This window comes from Alistipes sp. D31t1_170403_E11, assembly GCF_015553985.1.
GTDB lineage: Bacteria > Bacteroidota > Bacteroidia > Bacteroidales > Rikenellaceae > Alistipes > Alistipes montrealensis.
Map to the genome: position 1 here is coordinate 374,531 of NZ_JADNHQ010000003.1, position 26,855 is coordinate 401,385.

The following is a 26,855-nucleotide window of genomic DNA, read 5'->3' on the forward strand; positions in this document are numbered from 1 at the left end:
TCCCGGAATCAGTTCGCTCCGATGGATTGCGGGCGTTTGAGGTGGGCCCAGACGGAACGCACAAAAGCACCGGCGAGGCTCTCGTTGAAGACGATCCGGTGTTTCCAGCGGTTTGTCCACCAGCGGCGGGTCTTGAACCAGACGACACGCAGCAGGCCCGACGGCGCTCTATCCGAAAATGCGGGACTGAGGATTTCGTCCAGCACACGCTCTTCGAGATCGGCATTGCGAACCATACCGGGAACTGCCGCGGGGTCGAGCCCCAGGTAATCGACACAAATGGCATTGAGGCAGTTCAGGAACTCCGTCATCCCGGCATCCCGGGCAGCAGCGTACAAAGCCTCCCAGTCGATCCGGTCGTGGCAGTGCGCAACGAAGACATGCCAGTCGATCACATGCCGCAGTCCGATGTTGATCGCAGCAAAGTGGACGGCAGCATGGCGCAGCAGGAACAGGGCGTTGAGTTGCTCCGAAGGCAGGTATACGGCGACCCCGGCGACGGCAACCGACTCGCCGGGCTGCGCTGCATATTGTTTGAACAGCCGTTCGAGGCGCGCGTTCGAGGCATGCGTCAGCGTGTTGACGAAATCGTAATGGTTTTCGATCATGACGCCATCGATGTCGAACGTCGTATGATGCTCCTTATGTACGTCGACCGGAGCGCCCCACTCTTTGGCGACCAGTTTGTCGGCCTCGGGCTGGCGGCCGAAAAGCCAGATGTCGATGTCCCCGTAGGGGCGGTGCTCCGGAACGGGATAGAAAAGACTCAGTCCATAGCCTTTGAGCACCATCATCGGGATGGCGTGTTCCCGGTAGAACGAGGCGAGTTTGGCGATGACCTTCTCCTGCAGGCGGTAGACCTTTTCGATCTGGTCGACATTGACAGCCCATTGCAGGCGCAGCCCTTTGGGAGGCTGCATCGTTTCAGGCAGGAATTGCAGCCCGTCCCATGCCTGGGCCAGCACGCCCTGGGCCGACGAAAGGTCGTAAATCCCGCGCCAGAGCCCTGCATCGCAGTTTTCGAACAGCGTAGCGTCGTCCATACGGCCGTGCAGCGTCGCCCGCAGCAGGGCGAACAGATTTTCAGCGGCCCGCGTCATCGCACCATGTCCTCCGGCGCCAACGGCGTATAAGGACCGTCCTTGACCTCGAACAGCACCGTGCCGCTTTCGAGAACCTCCAGCGTATGCCACTGCCCTTTCGGAACGTGGATGCCGTATACGCCTTTGCGCGGATCGAGGGCGAAGCGTTCGGTCTCGTTGCCGCGTTGGTCGCAGAAAATCACATCGAAGCGGCCGCGCAGAATAACGTAGGTTTCAGCCGTATGGGGATGGCGGTGAACGGGCAGCACCGTGCCCGGTTCCAGCGCGTTGAGCAGGCGCTGGGCCTTGGCGTCGAGCGAGTCGTGAAGGTTGAAATTCATCCGCAGGCGTTCGCTGTCCTTTGCCCGGGCAGTTACTTCGTCCAGAAGTTTATCGTCGAGAATCATCGTGTCGAGGATTTGAATTAGTCCCGGTAAAGATAGCGATACTTTGCAAAAAAACGGACACGGGAATCGGAAATTCGCAAAAAAAGCGTACCTTCGATCAAAATTATCCGCTTTCCAGCCCCGCAGGACGACCGCGGGGCAGTATAACGACGCAAGGAGATGAAAGGTATCGTTTTAGCAGGAGGCTCGGGAACGCGCCTCTACCCGATAACGAAGGGAGTCAGCAAACAACTGCTCCCGATATACGACAAACCGATGGTCTACTATCCGCTGTCGGCGCTGCTGCTGGCCGGCATCCGCGAGATACTGATCATCTCGACGCCGGCGGACCTTCCGGGCTTCCGGCGGCTGCTGGGCGACGGCTCGGATTACGGCGTACGCTTCGAGTATGCCGAGCAGCCTTCGCCCGACGGGCTGGCGCAGGCTTTCCTGATCGGCGAAAAGTTCATCGGCGACGATTCGGTATGTCTTGTCCTGGGCGACAACATCTTCCACGGGTCGGGATTTACAGGTATGCTCCGGGAGGCCGTGCGCAATGCGGAGGAAAAGGGCTGTGCAACCATCTTCGGCTACCGGGTCGAGGACCCGGAGCGTTACGGCGTCGCAGAGTTCGACGCCCAGGGCAACTGCCTCTCGATCGAGGAGAAACCCGCACAGCCCAAATCGAATTACGCCGTAGTCGGCCTGTATTTCTATCCGAACAAGGTCGTGGGGATCGCCAAGTCGATCGAACCGTCGGCAAGGGGCGAACTGGAGATAACCACGGTAAACCAGGAGTTTCTCCGGGCCGGGGAGTTGAAGGTGCAGACCCTCCAGCGGGGTTTCGCGTGGCTCGACACAGGCACGCACGACTCGCTGGCCGAGGCCTCGATCTTCGTGGAAGTGATTGAAAAACGGCAGGGGCTGAAAATCGCCTGCCTCGAAGGCATCGCCTACCGCAACGGCTGGATCACGGAGGAGAAGATGCGTACGCTGGCCGAGCCGATGCTCAAAAACCAGTACGGCCGATATCTGTTGAAAGTAATCGAAGAATCGAAACGATGAGAGTGATGGAAACGGCGATCCCCGGCGTCGTGATCTTCGAACCGCAGGTGTTCGGGGATGCGCGGGGTTATTTTTTCGAACGCTTTTCGCAGCGGCAGTTCGACGAGGCGGCAGGTCCGGTGCGGTTCGTGCAGGACAACGAATCGAAATCGCACTACGGCGTACTCCGGGGACTGCATTTCCAGAAGGGGGACTTTGCGCAAGCCAAACTGGTATGCGTCGTACAAGGCCGTGTACTCGACGTAGCGGTGGACATCCGGCGCGGGTCGCCGACCTTCGGCAGGCATGTCGCCGCAGAACTCAGCGGCGAAAACAAACGGCTACTCTTCATCCCCCGGGGATTCGCCCACGGATTCGCCGTGCTGAGCGAAGAGGCCATATTCCAATATAAGTGCGACAACTACTACGCTCCCGGCAGCGAGGGCGGCATCGCGTGGGACGACCCTGCGCTCGCGATCGACTGGCAGCTTCCGGCCGGCGACATCCTCCTTTCGGAGAAAGACCGCCGCAACCCGCTGCTCGAGGACGCCCCGGAACTATTCGAATACTCCCAATTATGAATATACTCGTAACGGGCGCCAACGGCCAGTTGGGCCGTGAAATGCAGCGGCTCAGCGCCGTATCGCCCAACAACTACCTGTTTACCGACGTAGCGGAACTGGACATCACCGACGCCGGGGCCGTGCGGCAGGCCGTCGGACAAAACGCCGTCGAAGTGATCGTCAACTGTGCGGCCTACACCAATGTGGAGCGGGCCGAAGAGGACGAAGAGGCCGCCGGACGGCTGAACTGCAAAGCCGTGAAAAACCTTGCGGAAGCCGCGGCTGCGGCCGGGGCGACGCTGATCCACGTCTCGACGGACTACGTCTTCGACGGCACGGCCCACCGCCCCTACGCCGAAGAGGCGGCGACCTCGCCGCTCGGAGCCTACGGGCGTACGAAACTCGCGGGGGAGAAGGCCGTCGAAGCGTCGGGGTGCAAATACCTGATCTTCCGCACGGCGTGGCTCTACTCCGAGTACGGGAACAACTTCCTGAAAACGATGCTGCGCCTGACGGGCGAAAAAGAGCACATGAACGTAGTCTTCGACCAGGTGGGAACCCCGACCTATGCCGGCGACCTGGCCATGACGATCTTCTCGATCATCGAGGGCGGTTATTTTGCCGGAAACGAAGGACTTTACCACTTTACGAACGAGGGCGTATGCTCGTGGTACGACTTCGCCGTGGAGATTGCGGCCGCCGTCGGGCACGACAAATGCCGCATCATGCCCTGCCACACGTCGGAATTTCCGACCAAAGCCGCCCGCCCGGCCTACTCGGTGCTGGACAAAACCAAGGTCAAAACCACGTTCGGCGTCGAAATCCCCCACTGGCGGGAGTCGATGCTCTACTGCCTGAAAAACATGCTGCGATGAAACGCGAAAACCGAATACCCAAGATCATCCACTGGTGCTGGCTGAGCGGCGAACCCGTTCCGGCATTTTTACAGGAGTGCATGGCGAGCTGGAAACGCCGCCTGCCGGACTACACGCTCAAATGCTGGACGCAGGAGAACTTCGACATCCACGCCGTCAAATGGGTCGAGGAGGCCGTAGAGGGGCGCAAATGGGCCTTTGCTGCGGATTACATCCGGCTCTACGCCCTCTACACCGAGGGCGGCATCTACCTCGATTCGGATGTCGAGGTGCTCAAGTCGTTCGACAAACTGCTGGGCTACGACTTCTTCACCGCAGGCGAATACAGCCCGATCCACTATAAGCGCGCCGAGGTCCCGGTCGACGCACAGGGCATCCCCTTCGACCGCGACGCTTTCGTCCCAGCATACGGGTTGCAGGCTGCCATCATGGGCGCGGCGAAAGGAAGCCGGTTCATCCGCGAGTGTATGGACTATTACGAAGGACACCATTTCCGCGAGCCGGACGGCACGCTGCGCGTGGACCTCACCATGCCGCTGGTCACGGCCAAGATCGCCGAACGGCACGGATTCCGCTATCTGGACAAAACCCAGATACTCGACACGGACGCCGGGGAGAAACTATACATCGGCCGGAACAGCCTGCTGCCGAGCTGCATCCACCTGCTGCGCCTGCGCACGATGGCTTTCCACCACTGCGCGGGAAGCTGGCTCGACCCGAAAGACCGCCTGAAAAGGCAGGCGATCGGAAACCAGCGTCTTTTCCTTATTTTGAAATACGCGGCAAAGATGCGATGGTGGCGTTGGCGCCGCTGGCGGGAAAAACGCGCAGAAAACAAGAAAACAACCAAATAACCGGCTATGAAACGCAGTATCCTGATCACCGGCGGCGCCGGATTCATCGGGTCGCACGTCGTGCGGCTGTTCGTCGAAAAATACCCCGATTACCGCATCGTCAACCTCGACAAGCTGACCTATGCGGGAAACCTCGCAAACCTCCGGGACATCGAGGACCGCCCCAACTACACCTTCGTCAAGGCCGACATCTGCGATTACGACGCAATGTGCAGCCTGTTTGCAAAATACGATTTCGACGGGGTGATCCACCTTGCGGCCGAAAGCCACGTCGACCGCTCGATCCGCGACCCGTTCACCTTCGCACGGACCAACGTGATGGGAACGCTGGCGCTCCTGCAAGCCGCCAAAGAGCATTGGAACGGCGCATGGAAAGGCAGACGTTTCTACCATATCTCGACCGACGAGGTCTACGGAGCCCTGCAATTCGACGGGACGCTCTTCACCGAACAGACCCGTTATGACCCGCACTCGCCCTATTCGGCGTCGAAAGCTTCGTCGGACCACTTCGTGCGGGCGTTTCACGACACGTACGGACTTCCGGCTGTGGTGACGAACTGCTCGAACAACTACGGACCGTACCAGTTCCCCGAGAAACTCATCCCGCTGTTCATCAACAACATCCGGCACGAAAAGCCGCTGCCGGTCTACGGCAAAGGCGAGAACGTCCGCGACTGGCTCTACGTCGAGGACCACGCGCGGGCCATCGACCTGATTTTCCACAAAGGGCGCGACGGCGAAACGTACAACATCGGCGGGTTCAACGAATGGCGGAACATCGACCTGATCCGGGTAATCATCCGGACGGTGGACCGTCTGCTGGGACGGCCCGAGGGCACTTCGGAGAAGCTGATCACCTACGTCACCGACCGTGCGGGACACGACCTGCGCTACGCGATCGACTCGCGCAAACTCAAGGAAGAATTGGGCTGGGAACCTTCGCTGCAATTCGAGGAAGGCATCGAAAAGACCGTGCGGTGGTATCTCGCCAACCAGAAGTGGATGGATAAAATCACCTCCGGGGAGTACGAACGGTATTACGAAGAAATGTATACCGGGAGGTAGTCCCGAAAACATCCGTATGGCACTTTCGCGGGAACGTCGCCCGAAAAATGCAGGAAACTCCGGATTTCTGAAAACTATCCCTCGCGGCTGATGTCGGCCAGCGTCGCCCGTACATAGGCCGCCAGGTCGGAAGGGGCGATTTTGAATTGCAGCCCGCGCACGCCCGCACTGATGTAGATAAAGGGATGTCCGGCGGCCGTGCTGTGAATGTAGGTCGGGAACGGCTTTTTCATGCCGACGGGCGAGCATCCGCCGCGGATATACCCCGTCACCGGCAGCAGGTCCTTCATCGGGATCAAATCCACTTTTTTATTCCCCGAAACCTTTGCGGCGGCTTTCAGGTCGACTTCGTGGTGGCCGGGCACGACACAGACGAAATAGCCCGTGCGGTCGCCCCTGAGCACGAGAGTCTTGAAAACCGACTCGATGTCTTCGCCCAACTGCCGGGCGACGTGCGTTGCGGCCAGGCGTTCCTCGTCGACCTCGTAGGGAACCAGTTCGTAAGCAACCTTTGCACGGTCGAGCAACCGTGCGGCATTCGTCTTTTCAACTTTCGTATGTGCCATATTGTTCCTTTTATCTTCTTATCTGCCGCAAAGGTAGTTTAAATTACCCGAATATGCGCTTTTTTGCTACATTTGCCGGGTCATGCAGCTACGGATAATCATATTACTGGCCGGACTTTTCTGGGCCGTCGGCGCTTCGGCGCAAACGACGCGTGTGCGCGGACAGGTGACCGATGCCGCGGACGGAAAACCCCTGCAATTCGTCAGCGTCGTATTTCCGGGAACCACAATAGGAATCACGACCGACGAACAGGGCATCTACGCACTCGAAACCCGCGATACCGTGAGCCGCGTGCAGGCCTCGATGGTCGGCTACGCCACGCAGACCCTGCCGCTGACACCGGGAAGTTTCAACCACGTGGATTTCGCCCTCGAAGCCGTGGAATTCGGCATCGGGCAGGTGGTCATCACCCCGGGAGCGAACCCCGCCTACCCCATTCTCGACGGCGTTATACGCAACAAACCCCGGAACGATCCCGATCAGTACGACACGTACAGCTGCCGCACCTACACCAAGATGGAACTGGACCTCGCGAACATCAAACCGCAGTTCCGGAGCCGGCGGCTCCAGCGCAACTTCGGGTTCGTCTTCGACTACGTGGACACCTCGGCGCTCACGGGACAGGCCTACCTCCCGGCGATGATCTCCGAAGCCACGGCCGACCTCTACCGCAGCAGCCGTCCGGCATTCAAACGCGAGGTGATCCGCGCCAGCCGCATCTCGGGCGTCGAGGACAACTTCGCCATGGCGCAGTTCACGGGCGGCATGCACGGCGACGTGAATTTCTACAACAATTTCATCGACATCTTCAACGTGCGCTTCGCCAGCCCGCTGGCCGACGGCGGACGGGCGTTCTACAACTATTTCCTGGTGGACAGCGTGGTGACCGAAGGACGCAAGGTCTACAAAATCCGGTTCCATCCCAAACGCCTTACCACCCCGGTGCTCGACGGCGAAGTCAACATCGATTCGGCGACCTATGCCCTCCAGTCGGCTTCGGCGCGCATGCCCAAAGGCGTTAACGTCAACTGGGTCAAACACCTGATGCTCGACAACGAGAACCGCCCTACCGCAGAAGGCCGCTGGTTCCGTGTCCGCGACCGCGTGGCGGCGGAGTTCTCTATCGCGACGGCCGATTCGTCGAAACTCACCTCGTTTATCGGCACGCGCGAGGTAGCTTATTCCGACGTACGTATCGGCCAGCCGCTTCCCGACGAGATTCTGCGCATGGACAACAACGTCGTGGTACGGGACGAACAGCCCGAACACAACAAAGAGGAGTTCTGGGCACAGATACGCCCCTACGAACTGAGCGAAAAGGAGAAAGGAATCTACGCCATGGTCGACTCGGTACAGCACGTACCGCTCTACCGGAATATCTACACGTTCATCAACACGGTGATCGTCGGCTACTGGAATACGAAATACATCGGTATCGGCCCTTACTACAAACTGGCCAGTTTCAACAAACTCGAAGGCTTCCGCATGCAACTGGGAGGCCGCACGACGACAAACGTGAGCCGCACGGTGCGCGTCGGGGGCTATGTGGCCTACGGCACGCGCGACGAGGACGTGAAGGGCGGAGGCAGCGTCGAACTGGCCTTCAACCGCCACCTGACCCGCAAGCTGACCTTCACGGCCAGGCACGACGTGATGCAGTTGGGCGCCGGGCAAAACGCCCTGACCGAGAGTAATATACTTTCGTCGATCCTCTCGCGCGGCGACCAGCGGCTTTCGATGGTCAACCGCGGAGAAGCGGTCTACGAACACGAATGGTGTCACGGCGTAAGCACCTTTGCCGGAGCACGCATGCAGCGTATCTTCGCCAACCGCTACGTGCCGATGCTGCGGCCCGACGGCACACTCGTCAACTCGGTGTCCGACGCCGCGGTGCACGTCGGCATCCGCCTCTCGAAAAATGAAACCGTCTACCGCATGCCCTTCGACAAGCAGCACATGGGTTCCGTCTATCCGATCCTGACACTCGGATTCTCGGCCGGGATTCCCGACGTGCTGCGCGGCAGCTACGAATACTACCGCCTCGAAGGAGCCCTCCGCTACCGCCCCGAACTGCCGCCGATCGGCTATTCGGACATCACGGTGCAGGGCGGACGCATCTTCGGCAAAGTTCCCTACCAACTGCTCAAACTCCACGAAGGCAACGGAACCTATTTCTACGACCCTTATGCCTTCTCGTGCATGAATTTCTACGAGTTCGCCTCGGATACGTGGGTGTCGTGGTTCTGGGAGCACCATTTCAACGGCATCCTGCTGGGACGCCTGCCGCTGATCAAGAAGCTGAAATGGCGCGAAGTACTGGTATGCAAAGGGGTCTGGGGCACGCTATCGCGCGAAAACAACGGGTCGCTGGCCGCAACCGAGGCCGACCTGCTCTTCCCCGTGGGCATGACTTCGGTGTCGGACCCGTATGTCGAAGCGGGGTTCGGCGTGGAGAATATATTCAAACTCTTCCGCGTGGACTGCATCTGGCGAATCACCCACCGCGATCCGAAACCCGGGCAGGACATCCAGAACTTCGCCGTCAACCTGAGCCTGCGACTCAAATTCTGACAGGCCGCAGCCGGCGTGTCGGGGATTTTGCCTATCTTTACGGCTCAAAACTCTGAACCACGATGAAGAAAGCAGCTATATTCGATATGGACGGCACACTGGTCGACAACTCCCCGGTGCACGTCCGGGCGTTCGAAATCTTTTGCGCCCGCTACGGGGTAACCGGCTGGAAAGAGAAACTCGACAACGGCTTCGGCATGGGCAACGACGACATCATGCGCCTGGTAATGCCCGAGGAGGTGATCCGCGAAAAAGGACTCGCGGCACTGGCCGACGAGAAGGAGGCCATCTACCGCGAAATATACGCCCCGGATATCCGCCCCGTCGACGGGTTGGTCGAATTGCTCGAAAAACTCCACGCCGCGGGGATTCCGTGCGCCGTGGGTTCGTCGGGCTGCAAAGCCAACGTCGATTTCGTGCTCGATAAGTGTGGCCTGAATCCCTGGTTCGGGGTGAAGATTTCGGGCGACATGGTAGCGCACTGCAAGCCCGATCCGGAGATTTACCTGACGGCGGCCGCAGCGCTGGGCGTATCGCCCGCCGACTGTGTGATCTTCGAAGACGCCAGGGCCGGATTCGAGGCGGCCCGGCGCGCAGGCGCAGGCCGGACCGTAGCCCTTACGACAACCCTTCCGCGCGAGGTACTGGAGGGCGAATCGCTGGCCGACATCGTCGTCGACACCTTTGCCGACATCACCGACATCGACGCGCTGCTGGCCTGAAAGGGCGCCCATCCGGAGCCTGAAAACGGGTCGCAATAATTTTCGCGGCAGAAAGAACGCCGTATGCAAAATTTTGCTACTTTTGCGCGGTCAAAAACGCGTGTCATGTTCAAGGGAATTACCACCATTTTGCTGCTCGTCGTCTCCAACGCCTTCATGACGCTGGCATGGTACGGCCATATCGCCTTCAAATCCAGACTCGAACGGTTCGGAATCCTCGCCATCGTCCTGCTGAGCTGGGGCATCGCGTTGTTTGAATACTGCTTCCAGGTCCCGGCCAACCGCATCGGAAGCGCCGAATTCGGCGGTCCGTTCTCGCTGTGGGAGCTTAAAGTAATACAGGAGGTGGTGTCGCTTACGGTATTCGCTCTCTTCGCGTTACTCTTTATGAAGTCCGATACCTTCCGGTGGAACCATGTCGCAGGGTTCGTCTGCCTGATCCTGGCCGTCTATTTCATTTTCCGCAAATAACGACAGTTCGCCGACGGCCCCGCTGCGGATAAACGGCAGGGCTTTACGGATTTTTCCGGCCGGCCACTCCCACCACCGGATTTCGAGCAGGCGCCGGATCGTGTCGTCGTCGAACCGGTATTTGATCACCTTGGCGGGCACACCGCCCACAATGGCATAGGAAGGTACGTCGCGTGTCACGACAGCCCGCGAAGCGACGATCGCCCCGTCGCCGATCGTAACCCCCGCCATCACGACGGCCTCGTAACCGATCCACACGTCGTTACCGACGACGATGTCGCCCCGGTTATCCCACGCCGAAGCCACTTCCGACTTGTCGATCCCCCACTCCTCGCCCCAGAAAATCGGGAACGGATAGGTCGACAACGACCCCAGCGTATGGTTGGCGCTGTTGAACAGGAACCGCACGCAGCAGGCCAGCGAGCAAAAGCGGCCGATAGCCAGCCTGTCGCCGTTGACGGGATAATGGTAAAGGACGTTGTTGCGCTCGAACTCCTTGGGGTCGTTCACAAAATCGTTGTAAATCGTATATTCCCCGACCTCAATATTCGGATTGCGGACCACCTCTTTCAGATAGACGGTTTGCAGGTCCCCTTCACGGGGATAAATTCTGTTTTTTACCATTGTTCTCAATAAATTTAGCGCAACGATAACAAAGGTAGCAAAAGCGCATTTAAAAACACCTGCCGATCCCGGAGATTTTTTCGGTCAGATGCAGCCGGTTGTAAGTAAGATCAAAAATACTATACAAAAAGAAATCCCATCATGTGAAAGATTGATGGGATTTCTTTTTGATCTTAGTCTTTTGAATGCCTGTCAAAATATTTTTGACCAAACATTTTCTACATTTTTTCGAATATAGAAGGGGCAAAGCAAGCGTATTAGTCAAATATAGATCGGGGAAGAGAATTATACGTTTCATTGTAATAATAGTCCTCCGCGTCATTATCCCACAACGGGTCATGTTCCCGAATAATATCGATAAAATAATATATCAGCATACTATCTGTAAAAGTCATATCATTATATTGAATGGGAGACCGTGGAAAAGCATCAGTTGCAAGAGTATCGATCCGGTCTTTAAAATGTAACAAGACGGCTATCGATGTGTCGACATAATCATTTACTTTAAGACGAGAAAATTCGGAACTATTTATGATTTCAGAAATATGCCGCAATGAATCCTTATCTGCCAACACTAATTTACGCAGATTGAGACTATCTTGAAGAAAATCGCCGACTGAAACATCAATAACTTTCATTAGCCCCCACGGAACCGTATTAGAATTGTAATAAATAATTACTTTCTCGAAATTTTTATCACCGACATTCTTCTCGCGGCAACTTACAGCAAGCAAAAAACAGATCACCGGGATTATATAAGCTATTAGTTTCATCATGCGAACTTAGTTAATTATGTATTGATTATTTGATTCATATATTTTTTTTGAGATTTCGCCCGGTTTCATATTAGAAACATTCAAATTAGCTTGTGTTCCCTTATGATTTTTTCGCGTTGTTTGTTTTGCATTTATATCGCCATGTTTACGGGCTGCACTTTGTTCTGCCCCTTGAATAACACGTCTTTCTTCTTTAGTTGAATATTGGTTATCGGAATTAGGTTTTATCGAATCATTATATTCTTTTTTAGCAGAATCATCATTCTCCCGCACAACCTTATCATATCTCTGAGCATGATCAGCTTCATGTGCCAATGCTGTAGCAGGAGACATTAGAATACCTTCGTCTGTTAATACCAAATGATTAGGATCCCAATTTATAGTTTTAGTCTTAGTATTAAAATTTGTTTTATATACAGATTTAGCTTCGTTTATGTAATATACATTCTCCGAAGCTTCTAATTTTGCCATATTCCCCGAAGTTCCTTTACTATTCATGTATCTGATTGTAGCAGTAAATTTATCTTTAAATTCTTGAGATACCCCATCTGCAAAATAAACTTTTCTACCATCCGGATCAATAAGACGAATTGGATTATTCAAACAAAAAACATACGGACCAACCGGATAATATTTTTCCGCCGACGGATCTACGCTTCCCCAACCGAGCCGGTATTTCGGATCGTACATCCGTGCGCCGTAATCGGTATAGGGAACATTTACAAATGCCTGCTCTTCTTTGCCGTTGTAGCGGTAACGGTTGTCGGAGATCGGAGATGCGGAATTGTCCCAGCGAAGACCGAAGGCGTAGTAGTCGTTGCGCTCGAGGATTTCGCCGTCGGCATCAAACACGACACGAACGCTGCCCAGATGGTCGGTCAGATGGTAGACAGGCGACAGCCCCGAAGCCGTCGCGACAAACCGGCCCCCGCCGAAAGACCCGCTTTCAAGCGAAAGTTTACCGCCCTGTTTCCTATATACCAAAGAACCCAGATAAAACAACCCATTGCCGGAGGCATCCGTCGCCGAGAGTTTCGTGCCATCCGAAAGATACGAATAGTTTGCCTCAATTCCATCCGATCCGCTAACTTTTTCGGTCAGATTCAGCAGGTTGTACGTAAGATCGAGGTTATTCGCTCCGTCGTACGTCATATTTCCGTTGGCGTCGTAAGTGTAGTCGAAGGGAGAGATCGTGCCGGACAACGCAGTCAACTGATTGCCCGAGTAACTATAGACAAGGCTGTCGGCAATCACACCGCCGGAGGTCCGCTTTAGCGTCAGTATATTGCCGTTACGATCGTAGGACAGACCTTTTTCAACAAACCGGTCGTCCGGAACGCCCGCAATATACTGCCGGGTATCCGTCAGTCGCGACAGAGCGTCGTAAGCGAAGCAATAGGTGTTTGGCTGGGAGTCGGCAATGTCGGGTCCCCGGTGCTGCCAATCCCACTCGGTGATATTACCCGTATAGCTCGGCTTCGTATCCGAATGCTGCGGATCATAGTAACGGAGCCGCATTCCGAACCTGTCGCCGCGCTGCTCCGAGAGCCAACCCTGAAGCGTGTACCCGAACTCTTCGGTCAGACCCGCGCCGGTGCTTTCCCGATACACGTCCACTTCCGAGAGCCCGACGCCTGCGCCCGGGAACGGAATCGTAACGACTTCGAGCCTGGGCGATTTGTCCCATGTAAAGTCGCAGTACATCGCAATGGCCCAGGAGACGATCTCCGAATTGAGTTTCTCCATCTGCGGAAGATAGTAATATTCGATCCGGCTATTGGAGGCGTCCGTACAGATAAAGTATTCGGGATTGATTACGTCGCTGTCGTCTTCGATTACAAAATCGTAAATATCGTAATCGGAAAAATGGGAGGAAGAGCCGTAAACCATAATGTCCGAAACCGACCAGTTCGTTTTCAGGGGTTTGGACGTATCGACCTTCAGCCAACGGGTACTGTCTACCCGGACTTTGGCGCTGACGCTCGTTTCGCCACACGTCTTGGTAACGAGACGCCCCTGATCATCATAACCGTACCGCACAACAGCCGGAGCGCTGCCATCGAGAATCGAAACCTCGGACAACAACCGTCCCCGAAGATCGTAGCCGAACCGGGTGGTCTTCGTATCCGGCGGCGTATCACCGGCTTCCGTTTGATGCGATTCGCACTGCGCAAGGATATTTCCCACGAAATCGTACTTGACGCTCGTCCGGCTGATGCCGCCCAGGTGGTTTCGTTCGACCGTCTGAACAACCCGGCCTTTGCTGTCGTAATAATAAGCCCGCTCGACATACGCCTGCGAAATCCCATCGTTTGCAGGGTTCAGCATTAATTGTCTGTCATAGACCTTCAGGCCTGTCGTACGGTTGTCGACATCTGAATCGATAACTACGTCATCCACAGGAGAAAACGCCAGATAAGAGGGAATTTCGAACGCCGAAATACCGGACTGGAACGGACGGACGGATGCCCCGCTCCAAACGGGCAGATACTCATAGCCCCCGTATCTGTCGTCGGACAGAATGTCGATCAATACGAATTCGTTTGTCGGAAACGGTTTGTAGGGATTATCCGATCCTCCCAAAACCGGATAGGAATTATCGAAGTCCGCGGCATCGTAACGGGCTTGCAGGACCGCCCTCGACAACGAACCGCCATTCCGGACCAGACTTCGGGAAACGAAGCGGCCCAGTTTGTCATAAACACAATAAGTCCACTCGTTCCGGAGCCGCTGCTCCCCGTCTTGAGTCAATACAAGACGGTCGGCGTTATCGTAAACCTGATAAATCCATCCGGCTCCCGGAAGTTTGCGTTCCACGACACGATTATAGGGATCATACCTGTACGCATAACCGTATTGCGCGAACTTCGGATCGTCGACACTCATATCAATCCGACTCCTGAGCAAAGAATCCAGCGCCGGAGGAAAGACCATGGCGAGATTGCCCAATTCGTCATACACATAATAGGTATCGAAATACACGCCGCCATCCCCGATCCTTCTCGAAAGAACATCTCTCCCCAGTTGATCCCTGAAAAGGAAACTCTTCCGGCCGTCTTCATCCGCCGATCTGCTCGCAACAAGCTCGCCCGACCCATAATATCCGTCGATCCGGACGCCGTCGGCAGCTTCATTCAGCGCCAGTTTCACGCAATTCCAACCGCCGTCGTTAAGTCCTTCGCTGAATTCCGCAGAATGCCCGGGATGTGCCGGCAATTTTTCGGACGGTATTCCCGACAAATCTTCGGGATCGGGATGCTCATAACCCGTATTTATCGCCACATCGCCGTCATACGGCCCTACGTACGAGAATTCATTTTTGGTGAACAGGTTCCACAGATCGGGCTTCTCGGAGGCTGTGGAAACGTAAAACCGATCTCTGATTTCATACATCATATTGAGCGAAGTAGAGACCTCGCTCTTCCCGGACACTTTACCGGAGTTGTCATAGGTAAAATAAATCAAATTACCGTCAGACGGACAGCCGTCTGCAGAATACAGGACGACCTGGCCGGCTTTGTTATAAATAATCACGGTCCATACATCCGTTCCGGGTACTTTTTTCTCCGTTATCCGATTATACCGATCATAGACATAGGCATAACCGGATGATGCCCGTTCCATATCAGAAGGATCCATATAAGTATATTTTTTAAGAAGCGGAACCAGTTCTGGCGTAATGACCAGACTCGGACCGGATTCATTATAAACATAATAAGTATCCAGAGATTCTCCATTCTCTCCAAACATTCTCGACATCACTATTTTCGACGACAGGTCTTTGTATACAAAAATTTCTTTTCTGTTTTCACCTTCCAGTTTACTCACGGTTAACTCTCCGGGAGAAAAGCAATCTTCGAAATAAGCATAATAGCCGTTTTCAGCTGATTGAATCCTCAAAATATCCGCCTCCGTATTACCCCCGATCGGCTGCCAGACAGATAACTCTCCGGGCTGTGGAATCATATGCTCTTCGTCGGTAAACGTATCGTACCCGGGCTTGTACTGCGCCACGGGATTATTTCCCGGAGAGGCTTCGTAATAGGTCGTCGCAAACGGCGCCGAATCGCCGTGATAGTCACAGATACTCTCCTTCAACGGGGAGGTCAGCGTATTGAACGCGCCGTTTCCTTGCATGATCCACGGCAGCCATTGCGTATCTTTCGCCAGGGATTGCGTGCGCAGATACTCGTTGAAACAGACTGCGTCCCGACCCTCGGGAGTGAACTTCATCTCGATCGTCTGGGAAAGCCGGCCGAAAGCGTCGTAATAACTGATCGTATTTATGGGATTTCCGGCCTGCTTTGCGGTGTATCTCTTTTGAAGCACATAGTTACGATCGCCGGAAAGGGATAAAGACGGCGAAGCGGCATAGACTGCACTCCTGCCGAGGGAATCGGTCGCCGGTGACGGGCAAACGACTGCTGCCGAGACTTCCACACTCGCCCCTATCGGCAGGCTGAGCATGAAAAATGCAATATATCTTTTCATGGTATTATTGGCAATAGTTGTATTGGTACTCTTCCAGAATGTTGTTTTCATGATCCAGGACTCTACTCAATCGTCCCGCATGGTCGTACTCGTAGTTTGTGCATTTCCCCCGGGGATCGGTTATACGGCTGATACCCACGGAAGGTTTGTATTCAAGGGTCGTTACCAACGCGCCGGGAAGCCGGGTCCTCAAATCATTGAGGCTGAGCAGATCGCTGACGCCCGGGAAGAGTCCGGTAAGCATGCGGTTTATCACAGACTGGCCCAACGAGGCGCTTACCTCTGCATAGGTGGCATTCTGTATCTCGGCGATCAACCGGCGGCCACCGTATCCCCACAGGTAAACGGACGTTTTCTCATTGTCGGTGATCTGCACGGGATTCCCCATCACGTCGAATTTGTCGACACGCTGTTTCATGCGCAGTCGATTCAATCCGGGCCCCTCCGAAATGCTCACGGCACGGGGTATCGGATTGCTGTCCGTATTCAGGTATTTCGTTTTGGTAAACCACGTTTTACCGGAAACGGATTTTTCGGCCAGCAACACGGTTGAAAGTATATTATTGTTTATCAACCCGGTACGCCCCGCCTCTTCCCGGGAATCGGCGAACGTCAGATCCTGGGGATACTTGTAGTCCATCACCACGGGATAGGGATCGGCCTGCACCGTTTCTCTCGTAGGATACATGTGATCCGGATTGCCGTATACATAGACAATACTTTTGGTCGAAGTCTTGTTCTCGTCGAACGTCCGGATCGTCTGTTTAGTCAGCCTGTTGCAGCCCGTCGAAATCGAATAAGACGCATAATAGGACAAGCCGTACTCTCCGGGAAGGACATAGCCTTCGCTTTTGAGCACATTGTCGGGGAAATCCGGGTATCTCGACCTCGCCGCAGCATAACACATTCCGAACGGAATGGATTTGTTTTTGTAGAACGCGTATTCGTTCGTCTCCATTCTGATAGGACAGTAGTCGCTCGTTTTAGGATTGTACTTATATTCGGTTTTTTGCAGCAATTTGCCACGCATCCATCCCGACTCGATATCTGCGACCAGCGTAGTGCCGGGAATCCGGGACGAAGAGGAACCTCCTCCGACATCATAAACGTATTCCGTTTTCCCTTTTCCGTCCACGTATTCCGTAACATAGTCGTAACAAACGACCGCCCCGTTCTGAAAAAACAGGTTGTTCAAAGGCGTAGGGGTATAAATCCTGATCCGGGTAATATCCGCCAGCGTATAACTTTCCATATCGCTCGGATATCCGTAATTAAGGTATTCATACATATAATCGTCCAGCGTTACTTCACGACTAAGATACCCTCCTCCGTCCTCGTTCTGGCCGTACTTGAAGGTTCGCGTCACGGTAGCGCCGCTCACCGGATCGAACTCCTCGATCTTCCCGATACGGTTCCCTCCTGTTAACTCCACAGCACCGTCATAATCCTTTCGCCGGTTCTGCTCGTAATGGAAAGTCGATTTTCGTCCGGTCGGAAAGGTCACCGACTTCAAAAGACCGTATTGGGAGCAGTCATTCGGAGATTTGCCGGCGCTCCCTATTTGCAAATGGCGCGTATCGGACCCCGCCCAACCGCCGTCCTCGTGGTAATACAGGCAGTCGATCTCCTGTAAGGGTACTGCCGTGGATGGATTGATGCCGGTGTAATACCCCCAATGGTCGACGCCCCTGCAATTGGCCGCCGGAACACCTTGGGGATTATAGTAATCGAAACTGTACGTTTGATCCAACCGGTGATTTTCGCCGTAAATACGTATTTCGTCCAATTTCTTTTTCGAATACGGGTTCTCTGCGGGCGGATTGAAGGCGGAGTGGGTAAACTCGATCGTTTTAATAACTTTATTGGTCGCCTTGTCGGTAACGGTTATCTTTTCAATGTGATTGGTAACCGAGCCCGCAGCCTTAAAAATATCTACTCGCACGGTTCTGGATTCGACAGAGGTAAGATACCTTTCATGCGACAAGGTATTGGCCGAAGGGGTGGCATATTCGGGCGGTGAATAACAGCTAACCTCATTTTTTTCGTCTTCCAGGATATTGGACACCCGTACCCTTGAAGCCCCGGTCCGCTCGGTCATGAAAGGAAACTTCAGATACTGAATACCGTAATATTTAACAGCCCTGTCCATATCTATATACCCCGGGGTCGCCTTATAAATATCTTCCACTGTAACATAGTCGTCGATCGACGGCAGGTAGATGTTGTAATCCTCCTTGGTGTATCCGAACGAAACGGTGTCGGCCTTGTCCGGAGAGACCACCTCCATGATTTTCCAGGAAGTGCAGAGGGACGAAGCATTCCGGTCGTAGGCATAAATACCCGAACCTTTCAACGACACTCCGAACCGGTAAAAATAGCCTTTGTCATCCCAGATATTGAAAGCCGAAAGATCGGTATTGTTATTGGCGGTAGTTACTTTCACCGGCTCGAAGGGAATAGTCTCGATGACCGGATCCTTATAGTCCGAGGAAGATCCCCGGTTGAAGACGAATTTTCCCGAGTTGGACAACAGTTTGTAATAATATACGTCCGGATACTCGTCTTCCACCCCTTCGGCAAGGTATCTTAGATAGGTAAGGCGATCGCGGTACTTCTTCCAGCCGCCATTACGCATATAACAATAATCATCGGGCATACTGTTTATCTTACGGCCCAAGGACGGTCCGAAATCAAGGCTCCAGCCCGAGCCTATCCGGTTGTTCAGTTCATTCACCTTAAGTCCCGCTCCGTGGTATTTTATCGAGAGGGGAATTTCGATATCGCCCTGCTTGATGACGTACAGGGGTATCTCGACGCTTGCAAGACCATAGGCGAGATCGACCGGATGGTCAATAAACTTGATGATTTCCGCCGTCGCGGGCGGAATTACGGTGGGCGAGAAAGCCTCCGATTGAGAATAAGCCTCCTTGCCTGACAGGCAGAGACAGATAAAAACGGCGATTTTTCTCATGGGTCAAGAATGAATTTTATGGATACGACATATCGGCAGAGCGGGAAGATACCCCATCTGTCTACCATACCAAAAATAATTTATTATTCCGTTCGCCCGACGAAAACAGCCGCTAACAAACAACACGACAAATACTTGACAATCAGCAATATTAGCGCACAAAAATCCTAACAAACACTTTCAAGGGTTAAATGAGGGATTTCGAGGTTGCAAAACCTCAAAAAACATAATTATTCAGCGATTGCCTCTTTGTATCCGTCCCGTTATCCGCAGAGAAGGTCAAGTAAAAAAACTGGCATCAGGATGTGAAATAGTAAAAAAGCGCAGACCGTGCGTTTCTTGGACGCACGGTCAAATGATGTTGCAGGCAAAACTTGTTAGCGGATAAGCCCTATACCGTTCACTGATTTATCGTGACGCCGCCGGTCACGAAATTTAATAAATGCCCTGTTCAGCGGATTGGCAACCGCAAAATTACCGTTACAGCGGGAGTTCCGCCCAGAATGTAGAACCTTTGCCGACCTCGGAATCCACCCCGATGTTCCCGCCCTGCGCATCGACAATCGCTTTGCAGATAGAGAGTCCCAATCCGGTTCCCTGGGCGAAGCCGTTCAGCTTCTCGAAGCGGTTGAATATTTTTTCCCGGCTCTCTTCCGGAATGCCGATTCCAGTATCGGTACAATAAACCCTCAATCGACCACCGTCAACGGTATATCCGATTCGGATGGAACCGTTCTTCGTGAATTTAATCGCATTGTTGACAAAGTTGGTCACAATCTGGCTCAGGCGCCCTTTATCCAGGCAGACATTGTAATTCCCGTCCGGAATCTCGCAGGCAAAAGAAACCCCGGGATTCATCTTCTGGCTGTAAACAGCACCCAAATCCCCGAACAGACCGGCCAAATCGAACTCATCCTTTACCAGGTCGACATAACCGGCTTCGATCTTGGAAAGATCGAGAATATCGTTGATGAGCGTAAGCAGCAGATCGTTATTGGTAGAGATGATTTTCCAGAACTCGTCTTTTTCCTCCTCGCTTTCCGCCGTATGGAGCAACTCGGAAAAGCCGACAATGGCATTGAGCGGAGTCCGTATTTCATGGCTCATATTGGCTACGAAAACCGATTTGAGTTTATCCGACTGTTCCGCTTTTTCCTTGGCCGCAAGCGCTTCGTTACGGGTCATTTCCAACTCATTCTGAATCTGCTTGCGATGGGTAATATTGTCGATACGGAGAATGACACCTTCCACGTCGCCCTGTTCATTCAGCACCGGATTGGCATAGATTTCGAAAATGCCTTCCGGAGTAGTAAATTCGGCATGCTCGACATGCTTGGACGCCATTGCCCGCATCATGGCGCAGCCCTGGCACGGAACGTCCGCGTCACGGCTGCTTCGGTAGCACAATTTTCCGGCCTCGTAGTATCGCTTGCCGTCCGCCTGGGCCGGGAAGATGGAAGAGACATTTTCCCAGATGACCTTATAATCAGGTGAAATATACACCAACCCAGAATTGATATTATTGAGGATCAGCGCATTCTGCTTATTGATCTTTTTAAGTTCCTGGGTCATGCCATACCATTCGGTAACATCCTTCTGCGTACCGGTGAGGCATATTATCTTACCGTTCTTCTTCCTTGGAATAATCTGGCTTTCGTAATAACGGTATTCTCCGTTCTCCGACAAATAGCGGAATACGGCGATCCCTTTTTCCTTTTCGCCCCGAATCACAGCTTCCAACAATTCAATCTGCATCCGGTGATCGTCGGGATGGAGCCTGTTCAGGTTTTCTTCAAAAGTGAGTCCTTCCCCGGCAAGGGCATTGCCCAGAACGGTGTAGAAAATCCGCTTGTCTATATCGTACATCCAGGCAGCCATATCCCCGGCATCCAAAGCCAAAGTCAGGTTCTGGTGGGCTTCCTGCAACTCCTGGTTTTTCTTTTCATAATTGGTCGCATCGGAGACGAGCAGCATGATAGCCTGCACGCCGCCGTTGCTGTCTTTTATTTTCCGGACTTTGCAGTTCAGGAAAATCGATTCGGACAATCCGGTTTCGAAATAGCGTTCCCGGGCCGCGGTTTGCAGGTTGTATTCGAGACTTGCCTCCGTAAGGTCGTTGGTGCGAATCTCGGCCTTGAGGTGGTCGGGAATAATCGGGTCTTCGAACAGATTGATGTGTTTGGCCAAATGGGCCCCGATATCATCTACGCCGAAAATAGAGGCCAGCGCAGGGTTGATGAATTGCTGATAGCCGTCTTTATCGTATATGGCCAGTCCGACAGGAAGCGTTTCGGCAATGGTTTCCCGCTCCCTGTGCAACTGTTCGTAACGGGAACTCAGGTTGGACTCTTCCGTAATGTCCCGGGTGGAAATAATCGTCCCTTCGATTTCGCCCCGTTCGTTCAATATCGGTTTTATGTTGTTCTGGATCCGGATCTTGCCCGAACGAGTACTGTTCGAATAATAATTCTCCTTTTTAAGCAGGTCGAAATCGTAATAGAAATCACAGACACAGGGGCGATACCTGTCGGACTCGTCCTTTATCTGCGATTTGTAGTTCGGGTTGTCATAAAGACATATCCGGCTTTTCAATAAATGCTCCTTGTCCCCACAGCCATAAATCTGCAGCGCGCTTTCATTTATATCGACCAAAATGCCGTCTTTGTCATAATATTCCAAACCGACAGGGCTTGCATCGAAAACCGCATTGTAATCCAATGCGGTTTTCGCAGTTTCCCGATCGTCGTCTCTTCTGTAGTCTGCTTTCCGTGTCGCCATAATTCATTCAAGACCGCCATATGGCATATACGACGCCCTCTTCGTTTGGATATTAGCAAATATACGATAAAATAATCGACTTTTCTATCGTACGGCCTAAAAACAATAGGTCGAATTCGGACGGAGCAGGATAAGGCATTGACAGAGAACCGACAGTAAATCGAACAAGATCGACAGAGGCACATACAATAAACTATATAGCATTAATTATTAAGGTATAATGCCATCGTAATTCTGCATTGAGTAACAAAATAGCAACAAAAAAATGCAATAAAATAGGCAGAAATCAGGGAAGCCGGACAACGGTAACAAAAGATGGAGAATCTGCAAAAACAAGGTATAGCTTTGGTCATCACTTCATCTTCTTGCATTTTCCGCTTATTCGCTCAATATCGAGCCGCAGAATAGCTGTGCGGTGAAATGATTTTTCGGCATATTTCAGCCCCGTGACCTCGAAGTCCGCAGAGTATTTGCCAATTAGGTATTTCAGGGCTTGCATCCGCTCGGTATCGTCGGCAACGACTGCGATTCGTCCGAAGATCAGGACACTCTCATATTCCGTGGTGAATTGTCCGGGCTGGGGCGCCGTATGCCCCACGATGCAAAATGAGGCTCGGTCGCAATGCGCAATGCGTCGCAGTTTCTCGCCCTCGGGGGCGCAGTGAAAGTAAATGCTTGTGCCATGCAGCACGAAATTGATAGGAAGTCCGTAGCCGCTCTTACCGCCCAAGGCGAGAAATCCGTATTCGCCACCGCGAAGTAATTCCAACGCACGATCGAAACCGAGCAGGCGATCCTGACGGCGGACGCCACTATTATCGTAGAGTTTTTCGAGTTCCATGTCGGTAAAGTTAAGGCGCACAGGTGCCAGAAAGCGTAACAGATGTTACTATCCGTAAACATGTACGCTGGCCTGTGCCGAGGGAAGGTAGTTGACGCCGATCCACGTGATCATCAAAAGGATAAACGCCACAGGCAGCACCCAGAGTGTCAGACGCGGATGGTCACTCCGCAGGCGCAGGTGAATATACGCCAGATAAGCTCCCGCCGTGACGAACGCCCATGTTTCCTTCGGATCCCACGCCCAGTAGTGTCCCCAGGCAGCCTTGGCCCAGAAACACCCCATCAGCATGCCGAGCATCAACAGGCCGTAACCGATGTAGACGAGATTATCGGTCAGGGCGTAAAGTTCGGCATCTGGTTTTCCGCGATAGAGTCTGCGAAGCTGGAGCACCGAGGCGATCGTCGCAGCTCCCAGCATGGCGTAAGAGAGGATATAAACCGTTACATGAGGCACAAACCAATAGCTTTGGAGAGCCGGCATCAGACTCTTGGAGTGGATTTCGGGTTTGAAAAGATTGACGCATACGAAGACTGTGGCGACGACAGCCGAGAACGACAGCAGCCACGGGTAACGCCATCGTTTATAGGTAACAAAACCGACAGCAGCGAGGAAGAACGAATACCACAGCCTCGTTTCGCCCATCGTGCGCAGGGGCGGACGTTCGAGCGCCACCCAGAACAGGACGATAAACAGCGCGAAGCCCCCAATACCGGCCAGCATCAGGTAGTCGGCCATGCGGCGCACCTTTGTGTAGACGACCGTTCCGGCTGCCAGCCACAGCACTACAGCCGGGAGTGCGAACCAACCGAATTCATGCCACGTCATTGCGTCTCCTCCTTTCTGCGGCGACCGCTCCAGAGCATTGCGGCCGAACCGGCCATCAGCATCGCAAGGCCTACATACGCCGGCACAAGCCACGGGTCGTAGACCAACTCGAAGCTCGAATAAGCGGACATGCGCCCGGCTTGTTTGTCGTAATCGTACTGGTAGATCATCCAACTGTCGATACGCAACGGACGATTGACTTCCAATGTAGTTTGCACAGTCTGTCCATTCTCGGTATAGGCTTCGATGTCGGAGAGGAATTTTTTAGGTTCGGCGACGGTCATCGCCACGGCATACGTTGCTTCGAGGTTGAGTGTCATGGGAAGTTGTGCCGAATTCCCGGCACAAACCCATCCGTCGCACTCTGCACCCGTCTGTGCGTTGCGGATGCTCACCCTCGCCGCAGGTGATGCTCCGGGCATAAAGACCTGGTGATAGGTGCTGTCGCTGTTGCGGACGGCATCGTGGATATATTCGTCAAGCCGAAATTCCCAGTCGCCGATACGGCCCTCGGGGGCGTCGTCGAGGGCAAAATAGTGCGGCTTTCCGGCCGGAAATGCCTCGCCCGTCGTGCGGTCAATGACGGCTAACTTGGGCGGATACTCTTCGAGACGGAAATCTTTCAGCGAAATGGCTATCGGCAGGTCGAGAATATCACCTTGCTCGTTGTAGACCCGCCATTCGGTCTCGCCCTCACGAACGTGCATCACGTAGCGCTTCATGTCGGCCGCTCCGGCCGCTGCGGCAAAGAGTGCAAGCCACAAACCCAAATGGTTCAAGTAAAATGCATAATCTTTGATTCGAAAGTGAATCAGGCGATGGAGCGCCACTGCACCGAGCGAAAGTAACAGCATGCCATAGATTAGCACGAACGCCCACGAAGCGGTCATGTGGTCGAAGCCCAGCTGTGACGGAATACCTCCCTGCTGTTCGGCACCGAGGAATATCTGAGGCGTAAGCCCCATCACCACGCCCAGCACGACAAAAACCCCTGCGAGCGTCACGGCCAACGGCGTTCCCGCCAGCCAGCGGCAAAAGGCATTACCACTTTTAACCGCCACCAGCACAGCCGCAAGCAACAGCACACCGCCGCAGATCAGATTCGCAGGCCAGCGCAGCAGGCCAATGTCGAACGACCCGGCAGTGAGTTGCAAACTCCACCCGACGGCAACAACGCCCGTCACCACGGCGATACTCTCGCCATAGCTCCACGGGAGTTGCCACATCGCTCGCTTCTGTCGATCAGCCACCGGAGCTACAATAATTTTCCGGTTTCTTTGGCCTTGGCGACCCATTGCGGCAGGACGGTCTGCTTCCATTTATCCTTGTCGGCACGCAGTTTCGCCATATCGAGCCCGATGTAGGCCTGCGCTTTCTCCTTGGTCGAAAGGTCGGGCATCGCCACATCGTTCACGCCGTGTTTGAACAGCACCTTTTGCAGCGCCAACTGTGCCTGTAACGACTTATCAAGGCTGTGGGCCAGAATCCGCTGGATCTCGACCGGAGCGTGGAACGATCCGCCGTGCGACGCCACGCCGAAGTCCCAGCGCCATTGCGCCTGACGCAGCAGTTTCTGTGCATCCTTCATTTCAGCCTCCGTAGCACCGTTGTCCCACGCGGCTTTGGCCATAATATGGGCTTTGGAAAGCTCCTGCTCGATGCGGACGCGGATCTCGTTGGCCTTGTCCTGATACTCGTAGACGTAGCCGCGGAGTTTCTCCTCGCTGTCGCGATGACAGGTCTGGCAAGTCGACGAAATGTTCTTCAAAGGGCTCATCACCTGATGGTTCGAGTATTTGATGCCACCCTCGGCCACATAGGGCATATGGCAGTCGGCGCACCCCAGCCCGCGCTTGGAGTGAGGCCCCAAGAGGAACAGTTCGTAGTCGGGGTGCTGGGCCTTGAGCATCGGCGTGCGGCTCAGCGCGTGCGTCCAGTCGGAGAATTCCGCCTCGTCGTAATATTGCTCCATCGCCTCGACGGTCATGCCCTTGTCCCAGGGGAAGGTGAGGTATTTGCCCTCGCCCTTGAAGTAGTACTCCACGTGGCACTGCGCACAGACGAGCGTGCGCATCTCCTGCGGCGTGGCGTCGTCCACGGAACGGCCCTGACGCTCGAACGCCTCGACAAGAGCCGGACGCGTGATCGTGAGGCTCATCGTCTCGGGGTCGTGGCAGTCGGCACAGCCCAGCGGGTTGACGATCTCCGTGCCCAGTTCGCTCCACTTATGTTTATAGAACTCGGCGATCCCCTGCTCCTGCATCACGCGAGGCACGTCGGGACTTTTGCACGTCCAGCACGTTCCGGGCTGCATGTCGGGCGATATACCATCGGGAGTTCCGGTGCGGAGCGTCGCGCGAATGTCTTCGAGCGTGTAGGCATGACCACGCGGAGCGTCGTAATCGCGGGCAAAAGCATAGCCTGCCCACAGCACCACCATCGCGGGACGCTCGGCCAGGACATCCTGCGGAGCGTTACCCAAGTGCTTGCTGCGGAAATCAGTTTCGGAGGTCTTCTTCCAGGTGTCGTACTCGCGGGGGTAATTCTGACCCCACAGTTCGTTGTGCGGTTCGATCCCGGTGATCTTCACCTTGACGTTGTTGTACAAGGTCGCAATCTCGGCGCGGCGCTCCGTGATGGAGGCGGCCAACAGTCCCAATAGGAATACGCCGCACATGACAACAGCAAGAATCCCCCATCCGATAAGGGGTTTGCGCTTGATCGCTTCGGCTAATTTCTTGAACATAAATCGGGTTATTTATCGGTTTTTTGCATCATTTTCTTCAGCCATGTAGGCACGGGCGACGCAGGCAGCGGCGTAATACCCGGGGCGGGCGACGACGAGAGGTTGCTGATATTCGTATGAGGCACCTGCGCATGACACTCCCAGCAGGCTTTTCCCGCTCCGGCCTCGGCTTCGGTGTAGGAGATCATACCTATTTTGACAAACTCGGTATTGAGCTGCGTATGGCAGCGCACGCAGTTGTTCATGATGACGTTCGAACTGCCGCTGCGCGGGCGGATCGTCTGCGGCTCGGCACGGAAAGTGAAAACCGCGGCGTGATAAAGGCCGTCCATGGCCTTGAAACCATAGGTGTGTACCAGGTTGTCGTGCGGGATGTGGCAGTCGTTGCAGGTGGCCCAGGCCGCGTGGGAAGAGTGATTCCACGACTGGTAATAAGGCGTCATGATGTGGCAGTTGACACAGGCCGCAGGATTGTCCGAGAGGTAGGAATGGGGACGCGACATGTAGATGGCATAAGCCCCCAGACCCGCCAAAACACCACCTATAATAAAGATAGGCAGGATCATCGAATCGGGCAGCAGGGCTAACAACTTCTTCATT

At 54.2% G+C, this 26,855-nt stretch carries 21 protein-coding genes; 8 read left to right on the plus strand and 13 right to left on the minus strand.

The window, feature by feature from the left end; genetic code table 11:
* Positions 1-8: 8 nt before the first annotated feature.
* The gene (locus I2E69_RS07995; protein ID WP_195460593.1) at positions 9-1,100 is read right to left on the minus strand and encodes a nucleotidyltransferase family protein; all 1,092 of its coding nucleotides are present in this window, start codon (positions 1,098-1,100) and stop codon (positions 9-11) included.
* Positions 1,097-1,489 carry a WbuC family cupin fold metalloprotein gene (locus I2E69_RS08000; protein ID WP_195460595.1) on the minus strand — a complete coding sequence of 131 codons (393 nt, stop codon included), beginning with the start codon at positions 1,487-1,489 and terminating at the stop codon, positions 1,097-1,099. The genes I2E69_RS07995 and I2E69_RS08000 overlap by 4 nt, the downstream gene beginning before the upstream one ends.
* A 159-nt stretch (positions 1,490-1,648) precedes the next feature.
* Here I2E69_RS08000 and rfbA point away from each other — a divergent pair, with 159 nt between their 5' ends.
* From rfbA to rfbB, 5 genes are read left to right on the plus strand one after another with little or no spacing between them, the layout of a single operon-like run.
* Positions 1,649-2,533 (plus strand): glucose-1-phosphate thymidylyltransferase RfbA, encoded by an 885-nt coding sequence (gene rfbA, locus I2E69_RS08005; RefSeq protein ID WP_195460597.1) that lies wholly within the window; start codon positions 1,649-1,651, stop codon positions 2,531-2,533.
* Positions 2,530-3,093: a dTDP-4-dehydrorhamnose 3,5-epimerase gene (rfbC, locus tag I2E69_RS08010; protein WP_195460599.1), complete on the plus strand. Its 564-nt coding sequence runs from the start codon at positions 2,530-2,532 to the stop codon at positions 3,091-3,093. Before rfbA ends, rfbC begins: the two co-directional genes overlap by 4 nt.
* Positions 3,090-3,950, plus strand: coding sequence for a dTDP-4-dehydrorhamnose reductase (gene rfbD, locus I2E69_RS08015; RefSeq protein ID WP_195460601.1), 861 nt, complete (start codon positions 3,090-3,092; stop codon positions 3,948-3,950). Before rfbC ends, rfbD begins: the two co-directional genes overlap by 4 nt.
* Positions 3,947-4,804 carry a glycosyltransferase family 32 protein gene (locus I2E69_RS08020; RefSeq protein ID WP_195460603.1) on the plus strand — a complete coding sequence of 286 codons (858 nt, stop codon included), beginning with the start codon at positions 3,947-3,949 and terminating at the stop codon, positions 4,802-4,804. Before rfbD ends, I2E69_RS08020 begins: the two co-directional genes overlap by 4 nt.
* 6 nt (positions 4,805-4,810) lie before the next feature.
* Positions 4,811-5,869: a dTDP-glucose 4,6-dehydratase gene (rfbB, locus tag I2E69_RS08025; RefSeq protein WP_195460605.1), complete on the plus strand. Its 1,059-nt coding sequence runs from the start codon at positions 4,811-4,813 to the stop codon at positions 5,867-5,869.
* A 74-nt stretch (positions 5,870-5,943) separates the two neighbouring features.
* Here the strand turns inward: rfbB and ybaK are convergent, their stop codons facing one another.
* Entirely contained in the window at positions 5,944-6,435 is a 492-nt protein-coding gene (gene ybaK, locus I2E69_RS08030; protein ID WP_195460607.1) for a Cys-tRNA(Pro) deacylase, read from the minus strand.
* Between the two features lie 82 nt (positions 6,436-6,517).
* Between ybaK and I2E69_RS08035 the strand changes: the two genes are divergently transcribed.
* From I2E69_RS08035 to I2E69_RS08045, 3 genes are all read left to right on the plus strand, one after another.
* The gene (locus I2E69_RS08035; protein ID WP_195460608.1) at positions 6,518-9,007 is read left to right on the plus strand and encodes a DUF5686 and carboxypeptidase-like regulatory domain-containing protein; all 2,490 of its coding nucleotides are present in this window, start codon (positions 6,518-6,520) and stop codon (positions 9,005-9,007) included.
* 62 nt (positions 9,008-9,069) lie between these two features.
* Positions 9,070-9,729: an HAD family hydrolase gene (locus I2E69_RS08040; RefSeq protein ID WP_195460610.1), complete on the plus strand. Its 660-nt coding sequence runs from the start codon at positions 9,070-9,072 to the stop codon at positions 9,727-9,729.
* A gap of 105 nt (positions 9,730-9,834) precedes the next feature.
* Positions 9,835-10,200, plus strand: coding sequence for a DMT family protein (locus tag I2E69_RS08045; RefSeq protein WP_195460612.1), 366 nt, complete (start codon positions 9,835-9,837; stop codon positions 10,198-10,200).
* Here the strand turns inward: I2E69_RS08045 and I2E69_RS08050 are convergent.
* The 10 genes from I2E69_RS08050 to nrfH form a co-directional block, all read right to left on the minus strand.
* Positions 10,108-10,824, minus strand: coding sequence for a CatB-related O-acetyltransferase (locus I2E69_RS08050; protein ID WP_195460613.1), 717 nt, complete (start codon positions 10,822-10,824; stop codon positions 10,108-10,110). The two genes, I2E69_RS08045 and I2E69_RS08050, sit on opposite strands and share 93 nt — an antisense overlap.
* A gap of 257 nt (positions 10,825-11,081) precedes the next feature.
* Entirely contained in the window at positions 11,082-11,600 is a 519-nt protein-coding gene (locus I2E69_RS08055) for a hypothetical protein (protein WP_195460616.1), read from the minus strand.
* A 6-nt stretch (positions 11,601-11,606) separates the two neighbouring features.
* Positions 11,607-16,091, minus strand: a complete 4,485-nt coding sequence (locus tag I2E69_RS08060) for a DUF6443 domain-containing protein (RefSeq protein WP_195460618.1) — start codon at positions 16,089-16,091, stop codon at positions 11,607-11,609.
* Between the two features lie 4 nt (positions 16,092-16,095).
* A complete protein-coding gene (locus I2E69_RS08065; RefSeq protein WP_195460620.1) occupies positions 16,096-19,062 on the minus strand; it encodes a hypothetical protein in 2,967 nt (988 codons plus the stop codon).
* A 480-nt stretch (positions 19,063-19,542) separates the two neighbouring features.
* The gene (locus tag I2E69_RS08070; protein WP_262894105.1) at positions 19,543-21,840 is read right to left on the minus strand and encodes an ATP-binding protein; all 2,298 of its coding nucleotides are present in this window, start codon (positions 21,838-21,840) and stop codon (positions 19,543-19,545) included.
* Positions 21,841-22,192: 352 nt separating this feature from the next.
* On the minus strand, positions 22,193-22,681 hold the full coding sequence (locus I2E69_RS08075) for a pyridoxamine 5'-phosphate oxidase family protein (protein WP_195460624.1): 489 nt from the start codon (positions 22,679-22,681) through the stop codon (positions 22,193-22,195).
* Between the two features lie 48 nt (positions 22,682-22,729).
* Positions 22,730-23,509, minus strand: a complete 780-nt coding sequence (gene ccsA / locus I2E69_RS08080; RefSeq protein ID WP_195460626.1) for a cytochrome c biogenesis protein CcsA — start codon at positions 23,507-23,509, stop codon at positions 22,730-22,732.
* Positions 23,506-24,759, minus strand: coding sequence for a cytochrome c biogenesis protein ResB (locus tag I2E69_RS08085; RefSeq protein ID WP_317191089.1), 1,254 nt, complete (start codon positions 24,757-24,759; stop codon positions 23,506-23,508). The genes ccsA and I2E69_RS08085 overlap by 4 nt, the downstream gene beginning before the upstream one ends.
* Before the next feature lie 5 nt (positions 24,760-24,764).
* Positions 24,765-26,255: an ammonia-forming cytochrome c nitrite reductase gene (nrfA, locus tag I2E69_RS08090; protein ID WP_195460627.1), complete on the minus strand. Its 1,491-nt coding sequence runs from the start codon at positions 26,253-26,255 to the stop codon at positions 24,765-24,767.
* An 8-nt stretch (positions 26,256-26,263) separates the two neighbouring features.
* Positions 26,264-26,854 carry a cytochrome c nitrite reductase small subunit gene (gene nrfH, locus I2E69_RS08095; protein WP_195460628.1) on the minus strand — a complete coding sequence of 197 codons (591 nt, stop codon included), beginning with the start codon at positions 26,852-26,854 and terminating at the stop codon, positions 26,264-26,266.
* Between the last annotated feature and the right edge of the window lies 1 nt (position 26,855).